Below are 17,317 nucleotides of genomic sequence, written 5' to 3' on the forward strand. Positions count from 1 at the left end.
ATGGCCCTTGAATTCTCGCCAATTGTCACATTCGCCATGCGGGCGTTCGGCAGGCGCGGCAGGGTAACGGTAGAATGGTCCCTTTGCTCACAGGGCAGCGGGCCCTGAGCGGATATCTAGAGGAATCGATGAAGAAGCAAGCAGTCCTGTTGGCCGGCCTGGCGGCAGCCGGCCTGGCCTCGGCCCAGGAAGTCGTTCGGATCGGCCACGCGGCCGCCGTGACCGGCCCGGTGGCCTACTTCGGCAAGGACACCGAGAACGGTGCGCGCATGGCGGTCGAGGCGCTCAACGCCAAGGGCGTCAGCATCGGCGGCAAGAAGGTCCGCTTCGAGCTGGTGGCCGAGGACGACGCCGGCGAACCGAAACAGGCCACCGCCGTGGCGCAGAAACTGGTGGACGCGAAGATCAACGGCATGGTCGGCCACGAGACCTCGGGCACGACCATCCCGGCTTCGAAGATCTACCATGCGGCGGGCATCCCGCAGATCTCGCCCTCGTCGACCTCGCCGATGTACACCCGCCAGGGCTTCAACACCACCTTCCGCGTGGTCGCCAATGACGTGCAGCTGGGCCAGGCGCTGGGCCGCTACGCGACCGGCACCATGAAGGCCAGGCGCGTGGCGGTGGTCGACGACCGCACCGCCTACGGCCAGGGCCTGGTCACCGAATTCGCGCGCAGCCTGCAAAGCCAGGGCGGCACCGTCGTCGCCAAGGAATTCACGCACGACAAGGCAACCGATTTTTCCGCCATCATCACCCGCATCCGCGCCACCAAGCCGGACCTGGTTTTCTTCGGCGGCATGAGCGCCACCGCCGGCCCCATGCTGCGCCAGATGAAGCAGCTCGGCATGAACGTACGCATGATGGGCGGCGACGGCCTGTGCTCGGACGAGATCCACAAGCTCTCCGGCGGCACCATGGCGGACGGCCAGGTGGTGTGCGCGGAAGCGGGCGGCGTGCAGGGCGAAGCCCGCGCCGCCATGGACAAGTTCCGCGCCGATTACAAGAAGCGCTTCGGCATCGACGTCCAGATCAACGCCCCGTATGCCTATGACGCGGTGATGACCATGGCCGAGGCGATGGTGAAGGCCGGCTCCAGCCAGCCGGCCAAGTACCTGCCGGCGCTGGCCAGGATCCAGCACAAGGGCGTGACCGGGCCGATCGCGTTCGACGCGCGCGGCGATATCAAGGACGGCACCATCACGCTGTATTCGTTCAAGGGCGGCAAGCGTTCGCTGCTCACCGTCACGAAATAAGGAGAACGGCCATGGCAGCAAGCGATTCCATCAAGCCGGATGCCTTCGCGGCGCTGCAGGCCCGTTTTGGCCAGCAGTCGCGCAAGGCGCAGGCTTATTACACGGTGATGCACGAAGTGCGCGGCATCGTCGGCAGCGATGACGCAGCCAGCGCATGGATGAACGAGCCGCAGCCCGCGCTCGGCGGCAAGACTGCCGCCGAGGCGGTGGGAGAGGGGCGCGAGGACGAGGTCCTGGCCTACGTGCGTACGCTGAAGAAGTAAAGGCGCTTCAGAACACGCCGATCAGGAGCAGTACGATCAGCGTCAGCACGATCGAGACGGCGATGGAGCCGAGGCAGCCGAGTTTGTTCGAGAAGAATAAGAACATCTCAATCGCCCGGCCCTTCGCCCGGCATCGTATCGGCCATCAGCCTCAGCTCTTCCGGTGTCAGCTCTTCGGGCTTCTTGTCTGCCAGACCATCCACGTCGTTCGCCTGCTGCCGGTTCTGGGGCTGCGCCTGTTGCTGTCCCTGTTCCTGCCCCTGTTGCTGGCCTTGCGGCGCGGCCTGCTTCTCGTGCGACTTCTGTTCCTTGCTCATGATGTTCTCCCCTGAAGGTGACGAACAAAGTGTGGCACAGAGTCGTTTTCGGCGGCGTCCAGCTCGATGTGGGCTGCCGGCGCCGCTCAGTGAGGCCGTGCGGATGAGCCGCCGCGGCCGAGCGCACGCTCGACGCTGAGCGCCAGCTCGGCCAGCTGGAAGGGTTTGCGCAGCAGGATGTCGTCGCCCAGGACCTGGTCGATCGCATGCATGTCCGCATAGCCGGTGGCGATGATCATCGGTATGCCGGGGAAGACTTCGCGCGCGCGCCGCATGAGTTCGGCCCCGGTAATCCCCGGCATCAGGTAATCGGTGATGATCAGGTCCGGCCGCCCGCGTCCCAGTTCGCGCAGGGCGGCCGCGCCGTCCGCCGCCTGGGTCACCGCATGCCCGAAGGCTTCGAGCGACTGCACCATCGATTCGCGCACGAAGTTGTCGTCCTCGACCACCAGGATACGGGAACCCTGTCCGGCGGCCGGGACGGCGTCCGGCAGGGGCGCGGCGGCAGGGAGCTCGCCGCCGTCCCAGGCGCGCAGCCAGATTTCGACCGTGGTCCCACACCCCTGCTGGCTCAGGATGCGCGCCGCGCCGCCCGACTGCTGCGCCATGCCGTACACCTGGCTCAGGCCCAGCCCGGTGCCCTTGCCGACCGCCTTGGTGGTAAAGAAGGGCTCGAAGACCTTGGCCACGAGCTCGGGCGGCATGCCGGGGCCGTTGTCGGTGACGGCGATGCGCACGTATTCGCCGCTCGGCAGCAGCCCGGCGGGCGGCCGGGCATTCCCCGCACGGAAAGCCAGTTCCCCGCTGTCGCCCATGGCGTCGCGCGCATTGATGGCCAGGTTCAGCAGCGCCATTTCCATCTGGTTGGCGTCGGCGAACACGCGCGCGCAGCCTTCCTCGACCTCGAAGCGCAGATGGATGCGCGAGCCGAGCGAGGTCGCCACCAGTTCGCGCACGCCATCGAACAGGTCGCTCACCTCGGCGGGGCGCAGGTCGAGGTTCTGGTTGCGGGCGAAGGCCAGCAGCTGGCTGGTCAGCTTGCCGCCGCGCTGGCAGGCGCGGCGCGCGATCTCGGCGCGCTGCCTGGCCACCTCGTCCTTCGACAGCAGCAGGATCAGGTCCATGCTGCCCTGGACCACGTTGAGCAGGTTGTTGAAGTCGTGGGCGATGCCGCCGGTGAGGCGGCCGACCGCTTCCATCTTCTGGAACTGCACCATCGCCTGCTGCACCCGTTCGCGTTCGATGACTTCGTTCATCAGGCGATCGTTGGCCCCGGCCAGCGCGCGGGTGCGTTCCTCGATGCGCGATTCGAGCGTCTCGTTGAGGGACAGGAGGTCCTGCCGGCTCTGCTGCAGGCTGGCGGCGTCGCGCTCGCGTTCGGCCAGCAGGTCGCGTGCCTGGTACTGTCGGCGCCGGGCGCGCAGGGCCGAGCTGGCGGCGCTGCGCAGGGTCTGGGCGTTGAGCGGGCGCTCGAGCAGGATGATGTTGCCCAGCTCTTCCAGCCGGGAGCGGGTGGTGGCCGCGGCCGGCCCGACCGCCTTGCCGAGCAGGATCACGAAGGGGAAATCGGACCAGGGTTCCTGCGCCGCCAGCCAGGCGTGCAGGGGCGCCAGGTCGGCGCCATGCAGCGCTTCCTCGGCCACGATGGCCAGGCCGGCGCCTTCGCCGATGGCGCCGGCAAGTGCGGCGAAATCGGGCATCGCGCCGCAGGCCGCGCCGTCCTGCGCCAGCACCGAGCACATGACCTCGGCGTCGCGCCCGCGCGGCGCGAGGATCAGGATGCGTTGGTCGTTCCGCTCAGCCGGCGCCATCGGGAATGTCCGACATCATGGGCGTCAGGCCGCGGTAGCTGGGCAGGCCGGTGAGGACGCCGTCGAAGCCTTCCAGCGCTTCGCCGACGCGGATGCCGTCGGCGCCCAGCTGCAGCTCGTGGATGGTCAGCGCGTGCTCGGCGGCGCGGCTCTTGATCACCGTGACGGCGCGCCGCAGGCGGCCGTTCGACTCGAAGAAGCGCATCAGGACCGTGCTGTCGCTCAGGTAGCTCAGGTCGACGTCGGACCTCACTTCGCCGATCATCCCGTGCTGGCCCAGCACCAGCACCGTGGTGACGCCCTGCTGGTTCAGGTAGGACAGCAGTTCGTGCATCTGCAGGATCAGGTACTGCTCGCCGGGCATGGCCTGCAGGTAGGCGTTCAGGCTGTCGATGACGATGAAGCCGACCTTGGAGAGTTCGACCGCGTCGCGCAGCATCTGCGCGAACTCGCCCGGCGACAGTTCGGCCGGGTCGATATGGTGTATGCGCAGCTGGCCCTTGTCCAGATAGGGGCTCAGCTCCATCCCGAGCGCGCGGCTGCGCGCGAAGAAGGTGCCGAGTCCTTCGTCGAACAGGTAGAGCGCGGCCTGCTCGCCGCGTTCCAGGGCGCTCAGGAGGCAGCGGGTCGACAGGGTGGTCTTGCCGATGCCCGAAGGCCCGACGATCAGGGTATTGGTGCCGCGCACCAGGCCGCCGCCCAGCAGGGCGTCGATGCCGCTCGAGCCGGTGGAGCGCACCGCCGGCACGAAGTCGCGGAGATGCTCGGCCGCCACCAGGCGCGGATACATCGTGATGCCGCCGGTGTCGAGCGTGTAGTCGTGGTAGCCGCCGCGGAAGCGGATGCCGCGCATCTTGATGATGTTCACGCGCCGGCGCTCCGTGCCGAACTCCTTGGCGATCTGCTCCAGGCTGATCACGCCGTGCGCGATGCTGTGCAGGTGCTGGTCGGACTGGCTGGTCTTGTCGTCCAGGAGCAGGACGGTACAGGCGCGCGCCGCGAAGAACTGCTTCAGGGCCAGGATCTGGCGGCGGTAGCGCAGCGGGTTCTGCGCCAGCAGGCGCATTTCGGACAGGCTGTCGAACACCACGCGCACCGGCTTGATCGCGTCGACCTTGTTCATGACATTGCGGGTCGTTTCGCCCAGCTCGACTTCCGAAGGATGGAAGATCGACTGTTCGGAATCGGGATCCAGCTCGGTGTCGCCGGCCAGTTCGAAGATCGACAGCGCATCGATGTTCCAGCCGTGGCTCGCTGCGACTGCCTTCAGCTCGTCGGCGGTCTCGGACAGGGTGATATACAGGCCGGCCTCGCCCCTGGCTGCCCCATCGAGCAGGAACTGCAGGCCCAGCGTGGTCTTGCCGGAACCGGGCGAGCCTTCCACCAGGTAGACGCGCTGTGGAGTCAGGCCGCCGCCGAGGATGTCGTCGAGGCCGGCAACGCCGGTGGAGATGCGTACGTTTGCAGCGGTATTCATTCTGGTACGGCCCATGCTGGTCGCGCCAGCGAGGCGCGACGGTGTGGAGGAAGACGTTGCTTACCGCCAACGCGCATTGATCAGGGCATTATACGCATTCGTCAACGCAAGCTTGGTTCAGTTGTAGCGATTGTGCATGCGGCGAACATCGTCTGATGACGCATAAAAAGGGTTCCATCGGGAACCCTTTTTCTGGACCGGATCACGGCCTTCAGAAACGGTGCGACAGCCGCGCGAACCAGGCCGCCCCGTTCAGGCCGAACTGCACGCTCTCGTACTTGAAGCCGTTGTCGGTCTCGTTCGGATCCTGTGCGCTCGGCTTGACGTCGAAGATGTTGGTGCCGCCGACGGTGAACTTGGTTTTCTCGGTGAAGGCCCAGGTGAAGGACAGGTCGGCCGAGGTCTTCGGCTCGTAGTACTGGTTCGGCACCGGCGGGCCCGAGAAGGTGCCCAGGGTCTGTGGTCCGAAATGCACGATGCGCAGCGCGGTCTCCAGCTTGCCCAGGGTATGGTCGAAGCCCAGCGTGGCCTTGCGGCGCGGCGCGCCTTCCTCGATGAACAGGCGCTCGCGCTCAGACAGCAGCACGTCCTCGAAGCCCCTGAGCGCGCTCGGCGCATGCACGCCGGTCACTTCGGTCTTGCTGAAGTTCAGGGCCAGGAAGGCGTTCAGCTTGCCGGCGCCCAAGTCCATGCGGTGCGACAGGGTCACGTCCAGGCCTTGGGTCTTGGTGTCCACCGAGTTGACGAAGAACTGCGCCTGGCCCACGCCCAGCTGCTGCAGGGTGGCGCCCAGGGCAGGGTAGTTGTCGGCGTCGAAGCGGCCCGACAGCACGATGCGGTCGTCGATGTTGATGCGGTACAGGTCGGCCGTCAGCGAGGTGGCCTGGCCGGGGGACCAGGTCAGGCCCAGGGTATAGCTCTTCGATTCCTCTTCCTTCAGTTGCGGGATGCCGGCGGCATTCGCTACGCGGCCGCCGTTCGGGGCCAGCACCACGTCGAGCGGCTGGCCGTTGACGAAGTCGGTGAAGGTCGACGAGAAGTAGACCTGCTGCAGCGAAGGCGCACGAAAGCCCGTGCTGGCCGAGCCGCGCAGCAGCAGGGCCGGGTTGATCCGGTAGGCGGCCGCCAGCTTGCCGGTGGTGGTGGCGCCGAAGTCCGAGTAGCGTTCGTGGCGCAGCGCGGCCTGCAGCTTGAAGCCTTCGGCAAGGTCGGTCTCGAGGTCGAGGTAGGCAGCGTTCGAGTGGCGGTTGCTGTCGGTCACGTCGATCGGCTGGAAGCCCGGGAAGCCCTGGCTGCCGGCGTTGCCGCCCACGCCCACGCCGTCGGCGTCGACATAGGAACCCGCCTCGCCGGCATTGATCTTGTAATTCTCGCGGCGGTGCTCGAAGCCGAATGCCACGTTCATGCCATTGCCGATGCCCTCGAAGAAGCGCGAGAAGTCCAGGTTGGTGGTCGCCTGGCGGAACGAGAAGCCGCCGGCGTCGAACATGCTGGCGCTCCTGCCCGGCCCGCCGCGCAGCAGGTCGAGGTTGGCGATCGACGCGTTGAGCGTGTTCGCGATGGTATAGCGCATGCGGTTCTGGCCGAAGGTCTGCGAGACGTCGGTGTTCCATTCGCCCAGGCGGAAGCGGTAGCCGAGGGTGCCGTAGTGGTCGTTGATGTCGCCGTTGATGAAGGGGACGAAGCCGTTCGGGTACATGGCGGCCGAGTTGCGCGAGGGGATGTCCTCGGAGCCCAGGCCTTCGCGCGCCCAGGCGGCCGACGAGGCGTCGCGGTTCTGGGCGCCGGCGGTGACGTACAGCTTGCCGTCGCCCGCCGGGAATTCGCCGTTCAGGTAGACGGTGCTGTTCTGCGACTTGGTGTCGCCGATGATGCGCGGACTGCCTTCCTCGGCGCGGTTGGAGCGGCCGCGGTCGTAGTATTCGCCGGTGATGCCCAGCACGCCGCCGCCCACGGCCACGCCGCAGTAGGCCGAGGCCAGGTAGTTGTCGCCGTCGCCCTCGGTGTACTGGCCAAAGCCGGTCACCATCTCGCAACCGAGGTTCTTCTTCAGTTCGATGTTGAGCACGCCGGCGATGGCGTCCGAGCCGTACTGCGCGGCGGCGCCGTCGCGCAGCACCTGCACGTTACGGATCGCCATCAAGGGGATCGCGTTCATGTCGGTGCCGGTATTGCCGCGGTTGCGCGCGCCGAACAGGTTGACCAGGGCGGTGGTGTGGCGGCGCTTGCCGTTGACCAGCACCAGGGTCTGGTCCGAACCCAGGCCGCGCAGGGCGGCCGAGTCGATCAGGTCGGCGCCGTCGGCGCCGGTCTGGCGCGTCGAGTTGAACGAAGGCGAGACGTTGTTCAGGACTTGCGCCAGGTCGAACTGGCCGCCCTGTTCGGTCGCCTTGGTCATCGGGATGAAGTCGACCGGCACCGGCGTGTCGATATCGGAGACGTTGCCGACGCGGCGCGAGCCGACGATGCTGACGCTCTGGATGCCGCCGCCACCCTTGCTGTCCGCAGCGGCCGGGGTGCCGGCGGCGACCGGGGTGGTGGATGGCTCCTGCGCAGTGCTCTGGGCGAAGGCGCTTGGGGCCAGGGTAGCGAATGCGGCGCCGCCGTACAGGGCGAGCAGGACCGACTTGGGTAGACGTTTGAGTGTGAGCACCGCTTACTCCGAAGGAAAATTGAATACTAAACAATCCCATGACGGAGCACCAAGGCGCTGTATCATTAACACAACGTTGTCAATATATAACCCGCATCTATCGTCTGGCCGGCGCCTTCCTGCGGCGCCGGCGGTGCGGACAGGCGCGTGCGGAAGCTGGCGCCGGCCCGGTCTCGGGCGGATCTTCGTGGCGCTCGGCGTGGCGCGCCATCGCTTCCGTGCACGATTTACCGAACTTGACTGCGATGGTGGCCAGCAGGCCCAGTATGCCGATCGTTGCCAGCAAGGCGTCCAGCATGGTTTCCTCCTGTAAGCATTCGCCTGAACCGATGTAAATGATGGTAGGCGAGTCTGCAGGCCTGCGCAATCTGGCAATTCCGGTGCTAGACTTCGGAGATTCCGAAAGTAGAGGGCGGTACGATGCGTTTCAACCTGACCGACATGCGGCTGTTCCTGAGCGTTGTCGAATGCGGCAGCCTGACGCACGGCGCACGCGCGATGCACCTGGCGCTGGCATCGGTCAGCGAACGCATCGCCGGCATGGAAGCGGCGCTGGGCGCGCCCCTGCTGGAACGCAACCGCCGGGGCGTACGTCCGACCGCGGCCGGCGAGGCCCTGGTGCGGCATGCCCGCTCGATCCTGGGCCAGGTCGAACAGATGCGCGGCGAGCTGCGCACCTATGCGACCGGCCTCAAGGGCCGCATCCGCCTGCTCTCGAACACGGCGGCGATGGCCGCCTTCCTGCCGCCGCAGCTGTGCCGCTTCCTGGCGGCGCACCCCGACCTGTCGATCGACCTGGAAGAGCGGCCCAGCACCGACATCGTCCAGGCGCTGGTGGACCTGCGCGCCGACCTGGGCGTGGTCGCCGACGTCACGGACATGCGGATGCTGCAGACGCATCTCGTTGCCAGCGACCAGCTGGTGGTACTGGTGGGCCGTTCGCACCGCCTGGCCGGGCAGGCGCAGGTGAGCTTTGCCGATATCCTTGCCGAGCCGATCGTGGGCATGGCCGACACCGCGTTGGAGACGCACCTGGCGGAACGGGCAGCGCGCCTGGGCCGCCAGCTCGACTACCGCATCCAGTTGCGCAATACCGGGCAGGTGGCCAGGTACGTCGAGGCAGGCATCGGCATTTCGATCCTCTCCCGTGCCCTGGCCGCAACGATCGAACGCGACCTGGCCGTCCTGACCCTGTCCGAAGCCTGGGCGGCCAGGCAGCTCTACCTGTGCGCGCGCGACTTCTCCGCGCTGACCCCGCATGCCGGCCTGCTGGCGCGGCAACTGCTGGAGCAGGTGCCGGAATAATCGCCGGACGCTTCCCGGATCTTATGCTGCCAGGACGAGGCTGTACGATGCGTCGTTGGCGCAGGCGCCGCCCTTCATCCGCGGCTGCGGGAAGGCATGCACGGACATCGGCTGTTCGGCAGCCAGCAGTGTGACGAGCGCCGGCAGGTCCAGGCCGTTGATGGCGGCCTGGAAGCGGCGTACCAGGTCGCGGCACAGCTTCTCTTCCGGCGGCGGCGGCTCTGCGCTTTCCGCATTGCGCAGCCGCCGCCGCGCGCGTGCCAGGTGCTGGCGTGCATTCGCCGCCCTGGTGCCCAGCACCGCGGCGATATCCGCATGGCTGCACTCGCAGGCCTCGTGCAGGACCAGGGCCAGGCGCTCGGACGGCGCCAGGCGCGCCAGGCGGGCGAGCGCCGCGTCCAGCTCGGCCTGCCGCAGCAGGCCATCCTCGGGCAGGGCCGGCGCCGGCTCGGGTCCGAGTTCCAGCGCGGCCTGGGCCGCCGCCGCGTCGCGGGCGCGCCTGCGCAGCCGGTCGATCGACTGGTGCTGCACGACCGTGGTCAGCCAGGCCGCCGGCGTCGCCAGCGCCGTATGTTCCGCGCCATGCCATTTCAGGTAGCAGTCCTGCACGATGTCCTCGGCCTCGGCCGCGCTGCCGACGATGCGGCGGCTGATCGCGGTCAGGCGCGGGCGCAGCTGTTCGAAGGTGGCGGCATCTGGATCGGTGGCGCTTGGCATGGCAACTCCTGTTCTGGGCGGATGGGTCTACCGCTTGACGCCTGGGCTGGCCCGGATGTGACAGGCCGGCGGAATTTTTTTCGGGCTGTCACACGCGGCGGGCGGCGGGCGTCATGCGGGTAGTTCCACTCTACCGCGAAAGGACGAACATGGGCTTGCATTCACCGATGGGACTGGGCCTGGTGCCTACAGTCATCGAACAGACGGGGCGCGGCGAGCGCGCCTTCGATATCTACTCGCGCCTGCTGAAGGAGCGCGTGATCTTCCTGGTCGGTGAAGTCACCGAGCAATCCGCCAACCTGCTGGTGGCCCAGCTGCTGTTCCTGGAATCGGACAACCCGGACAAGGACATCGCGCTGTACATCAATTCGCCCGGCGGCTCGGTGTATGCGGGCATGGCCGTCTACGACACGATGCAGTTCATCAAGCCCGACGTGTCGACCCTGTGCACGGGCTTTGCCGCCAGCATGGGCTCCTTCCTGCTGGCCGCGGGCGCGCCCGGCAAGCGTTACGCGCTGCCGAATGCCCGCATCATGATCCACCAGCCGCATGGCGGCTCGCAGGGCGTGGCGGCCGACATCGAGATCCAGGCGCGCGAGATCCTGTACCAGCGTCACCGCCTGAACAGCCTGCTGGCCGAGCGCACCGGGCAGCCGCTGAGCCGGATCGAGAAAGATTCGGACCGCGACAACTTCATGTCGGCCGGGCAGGCGGCGGAATACGGCCTGATCGACCGGGTGCTGGAGGTGCGCGAAGAACCCCCATGAAAAAACCGCGGCGCCGGTCGGGACCGGGGCCGCGGTTCGATGGCCGGCGCCGTGGATTACGGTTTCTTCGCTGCCGCTGTCGATTCCGCCCTCGCAGAATCGTCTTTTGGCCATGCCACGCCGAGCCAGGACGCGTTCAGCGCCTTCTGCGCGTCGGTCGCCTTGTCCGCGACCTTCAGCTTGGCCTTGCCTTTCGGCTGCTGCAGCGGGGTGAGCTGCTTTTCCACCAGCTCGTCGCGGCGGAACAGGTGCACCTTGAACGGGGCGGTCTTCACCAGCGACATCTTGTCGCCGATGTCCTTGGCGGACACGCGCAGGCCGTTCACGGCCACCAGAGTGTCGCCCGAGACCACGCCGGCCTTCCATGCCGGGCTGTCGCGCTCGACGACGGTGACCACCGCCGGGTCGCTGCCGTCGCGCAGGGTCCAGCCGGCCCACCATTCGGTCTTCTGCTCCTGGTCCTTCGGCACGTCGGCGATCTTTTGCAGGCCGACCTGGGCCAGCAGGGTGTCGAACGGGATCTCTGTGGTGCCGTCCACGTACTGGGCCCACCAGCCGCTCCAGTCCTGGCCGCTCACGCTGCGCAGCGCTGCCAGCACGGCCGGCACGTCGTAGCCGCCCTGGGCGGTCGAGTGCTTCTCGAACAGGATGCGGTGCATGTCCTCGAGGCCGCGCTTGCCGCCGGTCTGGCGGCGCAGCTCGATGTCCATCATCAGCGCCAGCACCTGGCCCTTGGAGTAGATGTTGACCGAGGCGTTGCGTGCGCGCTCGCCGCCGACGGCGATCCACTCGTCGAAGCTGGCATCGGCCGCGCTCTGCTGGAAGCGGCCCGGCTGGTGCAGGTAGTCGTCGATCAGCTTGGCGTAGCCTTCAAGGAACTCGTCGCGCTTCTGCAGGCCGGCGCGCAGGACGATCAGCTCGTCGTAGTAGGAGGTATGGCCTTCGGCGACCCACAGCAGGCGGTTGTAGTTCTCGTTCTGGTAGTCGTAGGGCACCATCTCCTTCGGACGGTAGGCCTTGACGTTCCAGGTGTGATAGAACTCGTGCGCGGCCACGCGCAGGAAGTTCAGGTAGTCCTTGCGCGGCGCGAAGGTCCAGCGGGATTTCTGGATGACGGTGGAATTGGCGTGCTCGGTGGCGCCGCCGACGCCGTCGGTGGCGTGGACGATGAACAGGTAGCGCTGGAACGGATACTGGTTGCCGTACATCTTCGCGGTCTCGACGACGATCTTCTTCAGGTCGGTCATCATCTGCTTGCCGTCGTGGTTGCCGCGGCCCCAGATCGCCAGCTCGATGCTACGGCCATCCACCTTGTCGGTGTAGAACTCGTGGATGCCGGTCTCGATCGGCGCGTCGATCAGCACGTCGTAGTTCGGCGCCACGAAGCAGTGGTCGCAGTTGCCCGAATCCATGCCCGAACGCGACTTCCAGCCCTGCGGCACGTCCAGCTTGACCGCTACCTTCTCCTTGCGGAAGGGCGCGGCGTAGACGAACACGCCGCTGGCATCCAGGTAGGCGTGGGTGTCGTCGATGTGGCGGGTGCGCTCGCCCAGCAGGTTGGCGTACAGCTCGTACTGCACCGTCACCGCGTCGCCCGGTTTGGTGCGGACCTGCCAGGTGCCCTTGTCGGTCTTGGCGACCGGCAGCGGCTGGCCCTTGGCGTCGAAGGCCTTGAACAGGCGCACGCCGTTGGCGAGGTTGAGCATGTTGTAGCGGCCGGTGCGCCAGTTCGGCATTTGCACGTCGAGCGTGGTGCCGGTGGCTGCCGGGAAGGTGGCGCGCACTTCGGCCAGGTGCTGTGCCGCATCGGTAATGCGCAGCTGGTAATCGACGTCGGCGCGTGCGGTGGCACTGGCGCCGAGCAGGATCAAGGGGAGGGCGTAGGTCAGGAGTTGTGGTTTCATGTCCGCAGGATGGATGAGCTCCGGTAGAGCGTGCGCGGAAGTGTATACCAGCTCGCGGACGGGGGACAGCCCTTGCTGGCGGCGTCAATACGGCCTGGCCATGCGAAAAAAGGCCGCGCCTTGTTACAGGGCGCGGCCTTTCCGGGACTGACCCGGTGTCGTGTCAGTTGCTCAGCAAGACCTGTGCGATCAGACCGGTGGCGATGGCGGCCAGGATGTAGTCGTTGCCGGCGCGGACCCAGTGGTGGCCGCGCGGCGGCGCGCTCAGGTGGCGGTCGCGCCAGTCGGTGACGACGTAGCGGCTGTCGCGGTATTCCTTGCTCAGGTGCTGGCCGCGGCGCAGGTCGTGGCGCGGTCCGGCGCCGCGCCGGTCGTCGCGATGGAACTGGCGTGCATCGTAGTAGCGATCGTAATTGCGGTCGTTGGCGCGCTGGTGGGCGTTGCCGCGTGGGCCGTCATGGCGGTCATTGTCATAGCGGCCGTTGTCATACTTGTCGCCACGGCGGTTGTCCTGACCATAGGCGTTGCCGTTGCGGCCGTCGTGGCCATGGTCGCCGCGCTGGGCGAACGCGCTGCCGCTGGCAGTCAGGCTAAGGGCGATCAGTGCCGATGCGATCAAACGTGGTTTCATGCTGTTCTCCTGGTGACGCGGTGTGCTTTCGCGATGTGTCCATTACACCGCGAACCGGGCCGGACAGGTGAAGCCAGGCAGTAAGGAATGCTACCAAACGTATCAGGGCCGCCGGTGGATTCAATGAGCGCGGCCGGCTCCGTGCGGCCGCCGACCAGGATGGCCCCGTCCTCTGCCCGGGTCGTGATGATGCAGGACTGGCCGGTGGCGCGTCCCTGTCGCAGCACGATGCCATGTCCCAGCAGCGCGGTGAGCGCACCCGCCGCCACGCCGGTGGCACTGTCTTCCAGGGCCGGGTCGAGGTGGTTGAAGTTGCGGCCTTCGAAGCGGCCGTCTGGAAGACGGCACCAGGCGTAGATGCCGTTGATGCCCGCCTCCTTGCTCCATGCCGTGATCGCTTCCAGGTCCGGCCGCAGGCCAAGCAGCGTGGCGGCGTCCGGCCCTTCGACCAGCAGCTTCGGGCTGCCGACCGAAGCGACACGCGGCGGCGATGCCGGCACGAAGCCGGGCGCTGCGAGCAAGTGCTCCAGCAGGCCGCTTGCCAGCACCGGCTGCGCCACTTCCTGCGCCTGCAGGCGAACATAAAAGGCATGATCGCCGCGCAGCAGCGCGAGCTGCTGGCCGCGCATCGCCGTCGTCACCGAAAGCAGGGCGGCATCGGGATGGCGCCCGAACAGCACGTGCGCCACGGCCAGCGTGGCGTGCAGGCACAGCGGGCTGCGCATGTGCGGGTAATAGAAATCGACCACCTCGCCGTCGAGGAAGACGCAGGTGGTGTTGCGTGCTTGCGCCAAGGCGCGGCGCGCTTCCTCGTTCGCTTGGCCGCCTTCGATGACGAGAGCCGGGTTGCCGTCGCCGGCATGTTCGCCAAAACAGCTCAGTGCACGAATCTGCATGCGTTTCTCCTTGTCGAGCGGGAAGTCTCGGTTATACTGTGTTTTTATACAGTATTGCCGGTTTGTCCAGCATTGTATCCCGTTCGCCCCGCTTTTGTCCGTCCTCTGCCGATGACCGATCCGCTTTCTCCGCCACCACAGGTTTTGCCTCCGTATGCGGAGCTGTTCTGCCTGTCGAACTTCTCCTTTCTCGAAGGAGCCTCGCATGCGGAGGAACTGGTGGCGCGCGCGGTCCAGCTTGATTATTTTGCCCTGGCGCTGACCGACGAATGCTCGCTGGCCGGGGTGGTGCGCGCCCATGCCGAGGCCAAGAAGGCCGGCCTGCACCTGGTGATCGGCGCCCACTTCCACCTGAAGAACCCGGACGGCAGTCCGGCGCTGTCGCTGCTGCTGCTGGCCAAGAACCGCAACGGCTACGGCAACCTTGCGGAGCTGATCACCCTGGGCCGCACCCGCAGCGAAAAAGGGACCTACTTTCTCACGCCGGACGACCTGGCCCGGCCCGCGCCTGCGTACGCGCACCTGAAGCACATGCCCGACTGCCTGGCGATCCTGCTCCCCGCTTATCCCTCGCACGAAGCGGCGGACGTCGACCGCCTGCACGCGCAAGCCGCCTGGATGGCGAGCACCTTCCCGGGCCGCGCCTGGCTCGGCCTGGTCCTGCTGCATCGCGCCTTCGATGAGCCGCACCGCGAGGCGGTGGAAGAGGTGGGCTGGCAGCACGGCCTGCCGATCACGGCGCTCGGCCACGTGGTAATGCACGTGCGCTCACGTAAACCCCTGCAGGACACGCTCACCGCCACCCGCCTGAAGAAACCGGTGGCCGAATGCGGCTATGGCCTGGCCCAGAACGCCGAGCAGCACCTGCGTTCGCGCCTGCGCCTGGCCAACATCTACGGCCGCGAGGCGCTGGCCGAGACGCTGCGCATCGCGCGCCTGTGCACCTTCTCGCTGGATGAGCTGCGCTACGAATATCCCGACGAAGTGATCCCGCCCGGCATGGATGCCACCAGCTTCCTGCGCCAGGAAACCTATGTCGGCGCGCACCGGCGCTTCCGCGAGGGCATCCCGGCCAAGGTGCAGGCGCAGATCGAGCACGAACTGCAGCTCATCGCCGAGATGAAGTACGAACATTACTTCCTCACCGTGTACGACATCGTGCGCTTCGCGCGCTCGCAACATATCCTGTGCCAGGGGCGCGGTTCGGCCGCCAATTCGGCGGTGTGCTACTGCCTCGGCATCACCGAGGTCGACCCGGCGCGCGCCAGCCTGCTGTTCGAGCGCTTCATCTCGAAGGAGCGCAACGAGCCGCCCGACATCGACGTCGACTTCGAGCACCAGCGCCGCGAGGAAGTCATCCAGTACATCTACCGGAAATACGGGCGCGAGCGCGCGGCGCTGGCGGCGGTGGTGATCAGCTACCGCCCGAAGAGCGCGCTGCGCGACAGCGGGCGTGCGCTCGGCATCGACCTGGCCATCGTCGAGAAGGTGGCCAAGACCCACCACTGGTTCGACAGCCGTGCCGATTTGCTGGGGCGCCTGGCGGAGGCGGGACTGGATCCGGAATCGCGCCTGGCGCAGCAGTGGGCCACGCTGGCCGACAAGCTGCTGAACTTCCCACGCCACCTGTCGCAGCACCCGGGCGGCTTCGTCATCGCGCGCGGCAAATTGTCGCGCCTGGTGCCGATCGAGAACGCCACCATGGCGGAGCGCAGCGTCATCCAGTGGGACAAGAACGACCTTGAGGAACTCGGCCTGATGAAGGTCGACGTGCTGGCGCTGGGCATGCTGTCGATGATGCGGCGCGGTCTCGAACTGGTGGGCCAGCGCTACGGCAACCTGTTCGAGATGCAGGACATCCCGCCGGACGACAGCGCCACCTACGACATGATCTGCGCGGCCGACACCGTGGGCGTGTTCCAGATCGAGTCGCGCGCCCAGATGAGCATGCTGCCGCGCATGCGTCCGCGCCGCTTCTATGACCTGGTGATCGAAGTGGCCGTGGTGCGCCCCGGCCCGATCCAGGGCGGCATGGTGCATCCTTATTTGCGGCGCAGGCAGGGCCTGGAGCCGATTCACTATCCGAGTCCGGAAATGAAGGTGGCGCTCGAGCGCACCCTGGGCGTGCCGATCTTCCAGGAGCAGGTGATGCAGGTGGCGATCCTCGGCGCCGGCTTCACGCCGGGCGAGGCCGACCAGCTGCGGCGCGCGATGGCGGCCTGGAAGCGCAAGGGCGGGCTCGAAAAATACTACGACCGCATCGTGCGCGGAATGCTGGAGCGCGGCTACACGCTGGAGTTCGCGGAAGCGATCTTCAGCCAGATCCAGGGCTTCGGCGAATACGGCTTTCCCGAGTCGCACGCGGCCAGCTTCGCGCTGCTGGCCTATGCCAGTTCCTGGCTCAAGTGCCACGAGCCGGCGGCCTTTCTCTGCGCGCTGCTCAACAGCCAGCCGATGGGCTTCTACAGCCCTTCGCAGCTGGTACAGGACGCGCGCCGCCACGGCATCGAGGTGCGCCCTGGCGACGTCGCCATCAGCGGCTGGGACTCGGCCCTGGAGGAACTGCATCCCACAAGCCGGTCGCGCCAGCCCGCGGTGCGCCTGGGTCTTGGCTTGCTGCGCGGGCTGAAACAGGAAGTGGCCCTGCGCATCGAGATGGCGCGTGCGGTGCGCCCCTTCGAGAGCGTGGCCGACCTGGCGCGCCGCGCCCAGCTCGACCGCGGCGACCTGCAGGTGCTGGCCGGCGCCAATGCGCTGCAGTCGCTGGCCGGGCACCGGCGCGAAGCGCTGTGGCAGGCGGTGGGGGCGGTGCCCGACCGCGACCTGCTGCGCCCGACCACGCCGCAGGAGGAACTGCCGCAGCTGGCGGCGCCGACCGAAGCCGACGAGATCGTGGGCGACTACCGCGCCCAGGGCTTGACACTGGGCCGCCATCCGCTGGCGCTGCTGCGTGAACAGCTGCTGGCCAAGCGCTTCATGCCGGCCTCCGTTCTCGCCGACTACGCCGACGGCCAGCTGGCGCGCGCCTGCGGCCTGGTGACGGTGCGCCAGCGGCCCGGGACGGCCAAGGGCGTGCTGTTCATGACGCTCGAGGACGAGACCGGGAACATCAACGTGATTGTCTGGCCGACGCTGGTGGAGCAGCAGCGGCGCGAGGTGCTGAATGCCCCGCTGCTGGGGGTGTACGGCATCTGGCAGAAGCAGGGCGAGGTGCGGCACCTGGTGGCCAAGCGGCTGGTGGACATGTCGCATTTACTTGGAAAGCTGCGCGCGCCGAGCCGGGATTTTTGTTGACATCCCGGATGACATGCGCGCTCGCC

The 17,317-nt window shown here is 67.3% G+C and carries 14 protein-coding genes; 5 read left to right on the forward strand and 9 right to left on the reverse strand.

Annotated features, from left to right (window positions below; translation table 11 throughout):
- Nucleotides 1-128: 128 nt before the first annotated feature.
- The gene (locus ACK6C6_RS04505; protein ID WP_409266116.1) at nt 129-1,256 is read left to right on the forward strand and encodes a branched-chain amino acid ABC transporter substrate-binding protein; all 1,128 of its coding nucleotides are present in this window, start codon (nt 129-131) and stop codon (nt 1,254-1,256) included.
- Nucleotides 1,257-1,267: 11 nt separating this feature from the next.
- Complete coding sequence (locus ACK6C6_RS04510; protein ID WP_409266118.1) at nt 1,268-1,519, forward strand: MbcA/ParS/Xre antitoxin family protein; 252 nt, start codon at nt 1,268-1,270, stop codon at nt 1,517-1,519.
- A gap of 107 nt (nt 1,520-1,626) precedes the next feature.
- On the opposite strand, the gene ACK6C6_RS04515 is transcribed toward ACK6C6_RS04510, so the two are convergent.
- The 5 genes from ACK6C6_RS04515 to ACK6C6_RS04535 all read right to left on the reverse strand — a co-directional run bounded on the left by ACK6C6_RS04515 (nt 1,627) and on the right by ACK6C6_RS04535 (nt 8,075).
- Nucleotides 1,627-1,836 (reverse strand): hypothetical protein, encoded by a 210-nt coding sequence (locus ACK6C6_RS04515; protein WP_209588917.1) that lies wholly within the window; start codon nt 1,834-1,836, stop codon nt 1,627-1,629.
- Nucleotides 1,837-1,922: 86 nt separating this feature from the next.
- Nucleotides 1,923-3,647 (reverse strand): response regulator, encoded by a 1,725-nt coding sequence (locus tag ACK6C6_RS04520; protein ID WP_409266119.1) that lies wholly within the window; start codon nt 3,645-3,647, stop codon nt 1,923-1,925.
- Nucleotides 3,634-5,124, reverse strand: a complete 1,491-nt coding sequence (locus ACK6C6_RS04525) for an ATPase domain-containing protein (protein ID WP_409266120.1) — start codon at nt 5,122-5,124, stop codon at nt 3,634-3,636. The genes ACK6C6_RS04520 and ACK6C6_RS04525 overlap by 14 nt, the downstream gene beginning before the upstream one ends.
- Nucleotides 5,125-5,335: 211 nt before the next feature.
- The gene (locus tag ACK6C6_RS04530) at nt 5,336-7,777 is read right to left on the reverse strand and encodes a TonB-dependent receptor plug domain-containing protein (RefSeq protein WP_409266121.1); all 2,442 of its coding nucleotides are present in this window, start codon (nt 7,775-7,777) and stop codon (nt 5,336-5,338) included.
- A 97-nt stretch (nt 7,778-7,874) separates the two neighbouring features.
- Nucleotides 7,875-8,075 (reverse strand): hypothetical protein, encoded by a 201-nt coding sequence (locus ACK6C6_RS04535; RefSeq protein WP_409266122.1) that lies wholly within the window; start codon nt 8,073-8,075, stop codon nt 7,875-7,877.
- A 122-nt stretch (nt 8,076-8,197) separates the two neighbouring features.
- Here ACK6C6_RS04535 and ACK6C6_RS04540 point away from each other — a divergent pair, with 122 nt between their 5' ends.
- Entirely contained in the window at nt 8,198-9,082 is an 885-nt protein-coding gene (locus tag ACK6C6_RS04540; protein ID WP_409266124.1) for a LysR substrate-binding domain-containing protein, read from the forward strand.
- Nucleotides 9,083-9,103: 21 nt separating this feature from the next.
- Here ACK6C6_RS04540 and ACK6C6_RS04545 read toward each other — a convergent pair whose 3' ends face one another.
- The gene (locus ACK6C6_RS04545; protein WP_409266126.1) at nt 9,104-9,799 is read right to left on the reverse strand and encodes a sigma-70 family RNA polymerase sigma factor; all 696 of its coding nucleotides are present in this window, start codon (nt 9,797-9,799) and stop codon (nt 9,104-9,106) included.
- 149 nt (nt 9,800-9,948) lie between these two features.
- Here ACK6C6_RS04545 and clpP point away from each other — a divergent pair, with 149 nt between their 5' ends.
- The gene (gene clpP, locus ACK6C6_RS04550; protein ID WP_409266128.1) at nt 9,949-10,566 is read left to right on the forward strand and encodes an ATP-dependent Clp endopeptidase proteolytic subunit ClpP; all 618 of its coding nucleotides are present in this window, start codon (nt 9,949-9,951) and stop codon (nt 10,564-10,566) included.
- A 56-nt stretch (nt 10,567-10,622) separates the two neighbouring features.
- Here clpP and ACK6C6_RS04555 read toward each other — a convergent pair whose 3' ends face one another.
- From ACK6C6_RS04555 to ACK6C6_RS04565, 3 genes are all read right to left on the reverse strand, one after another.
- A complete protein-coding gene (locus tag ACK6C6_RS04555; protein ID WP_409266129.1) occupies nt 10,623-12,470 on the reverse strand; it encodes a M61 family metallopeptidase in 1,848 nt (615 codons plus the stop codon).
- 163 nt (nt 12,471-12,633) lie between these two features.
- Complete coding sequence (locus ACK6C6_RS04560; protein ID WP_409266130.1) at nt 12,634-13,101, reverse strand: RcnB family protein; 468 nt, start codon at nt 13,099-13,101, stop codon at nt 12,634-12,636.
- Entirely contained in the window at nt 13,098-13,997 is a 900-nt protein-coding gene (locus ACK6C6_RS04565) for a PhzF family phenazine biosynthesis protein (RefSeq protein ID WP_409266131.1), read from the reverse strand. Before ACK6C6_RS04565 ends, ACK6C6_RS04560 begins: the two co-directional genes overlap by 4 nt.
- Before the next feature lie 111 nt (nt 13,998-14,108).
- Here ACK6C6_RS04565 and ACK6C6_RS04570 point away from each other — a divergent pair, with 111 nt between their 5' ends.
- Nucleotides 14,109-17,291, forward strand: coding sequence for an error-prone DNA polymerase (locus tag ACK6C6_RS04570; RefSeq protein ID WP_409266132.1), 3,183 nt, complete (start codon nt 14,109-14,111; stop codon nt 17,289-17,291).
- The last annotated feature ends 26 nt before the right edge of the window (nt 17,292-17,317 follow it).

Origin of the sequence: Massilia sp. BHUDP2 (assembly GCF_046236355.1) — a bacterium.
Classification (GTDB): Bacteria; Pseudomonadota; Gammaproteobacteria; order Burkholderiales; family Burkholderiaceae_D; genus Telluria; species Telluria varians.

What these genes read in the sequence shown, in the direction of transcription:
- ACK6C6_RS04505 (WP_409266116.1), top strand. Translation starts at nt 129, where the DNA reads ATGAAGAAGCAAGCAGTCCTGTTGGCCGGCCTGGCGGCAGCCGGCCTG.
- ACK6C6_RS04510 (WP_409266118.1), top strand. Translation starts at nt 1,268, where the DNA reads ATGGCAGCAAGCGATTCCATCAAGCCGGATGCCTTCGCGGCGCTGCAG.
- ACK6C6_RS04515 (WP_209588917.1), bottom strand. Translation starts at nt 1,836, where the DNA reads ATGAGCAAGGAACAGAAGTCGCACGAGAAGCAGGCCGCGCCGCAAGGC.
- ACK6C6_RS04520 (WP_409266119.1), bottom strand. Translation starts at nt 3,647, where the DNA reads ATGGCGCCGGCTGAGCGGAACGACCAACGCATCCTGATCCTCGCGCCG.
- ACK6C6_RS04525 (WP_409266120.1), bottom strand. Translation starts at nt 5,124, where the DNA reads ATGAATACCGCTGCAAACGTACGCATCTCCACCGGCGTTGCCGGCCTC.
- ACK6C6_RS04535 (WP_409266122.1), bottom strand. Translation starts at nt 8,075, where the DNA reads ATGCTGGACGCCTTGCTGGCAACGATCGGCATACTGGGCCTGCTGGCC.
- ACK6C6_RS04540 (WP_409266124.1), top strand. Translation starts at nt 8,198, where the DNA reads ATGCGTTTCAACCTGACCGACATGCGGCTGTTCCTGAGCGTTGTCGAA.
- ACK6C6_RS04545 (WP_409266126.1), bottom strand. Translation starts at nt 9,799, where the DNA reads ATGCCAAGCGCCACCGATCCAGATGCCGCCACCTTCGAACAGCTGCGC.
- clpP (WP_409266128.1), top strand. Translation starts at nt 9,949, where the DNA reads ATGGGCTTGCATTCACCGATGGGACTGGGCCTGGTGCCTACAGTCATC.
- ACK6C6_RS04555 (WP_409266129.1), bottom strand. Translation starts at nt 12,470, where the DNA reads ATGAAACCACAACTCCTGACCTACGCCCTCCCCTTGATCCTGCTCGGC.
- ACK6C6_RS04560 (WP_409266130.1), bottom strand. Translation starts at nt 13,101, where the DNA reads ATGAAACCACGTTTGATCGCATCGGCACTGATCGCCCTTAGCCTGACT.
- ACK6C6_RS04565 (WP_409266131.1), bottom strand. Translation starts at nt 13,997, where the DNA reads ATGCAGATTCGTGCACTGAGCTGTTTTGGCGAACATGCCGGCGACGGC.
- ACK6C6_RS04570 (WP_409266132.1), top strand. Translation starts at nt 14,109, where the DNA reads ATGACCGATCCGCTTTCTCCGCCACCACAGGTTTTGCCTCCGTATGCG.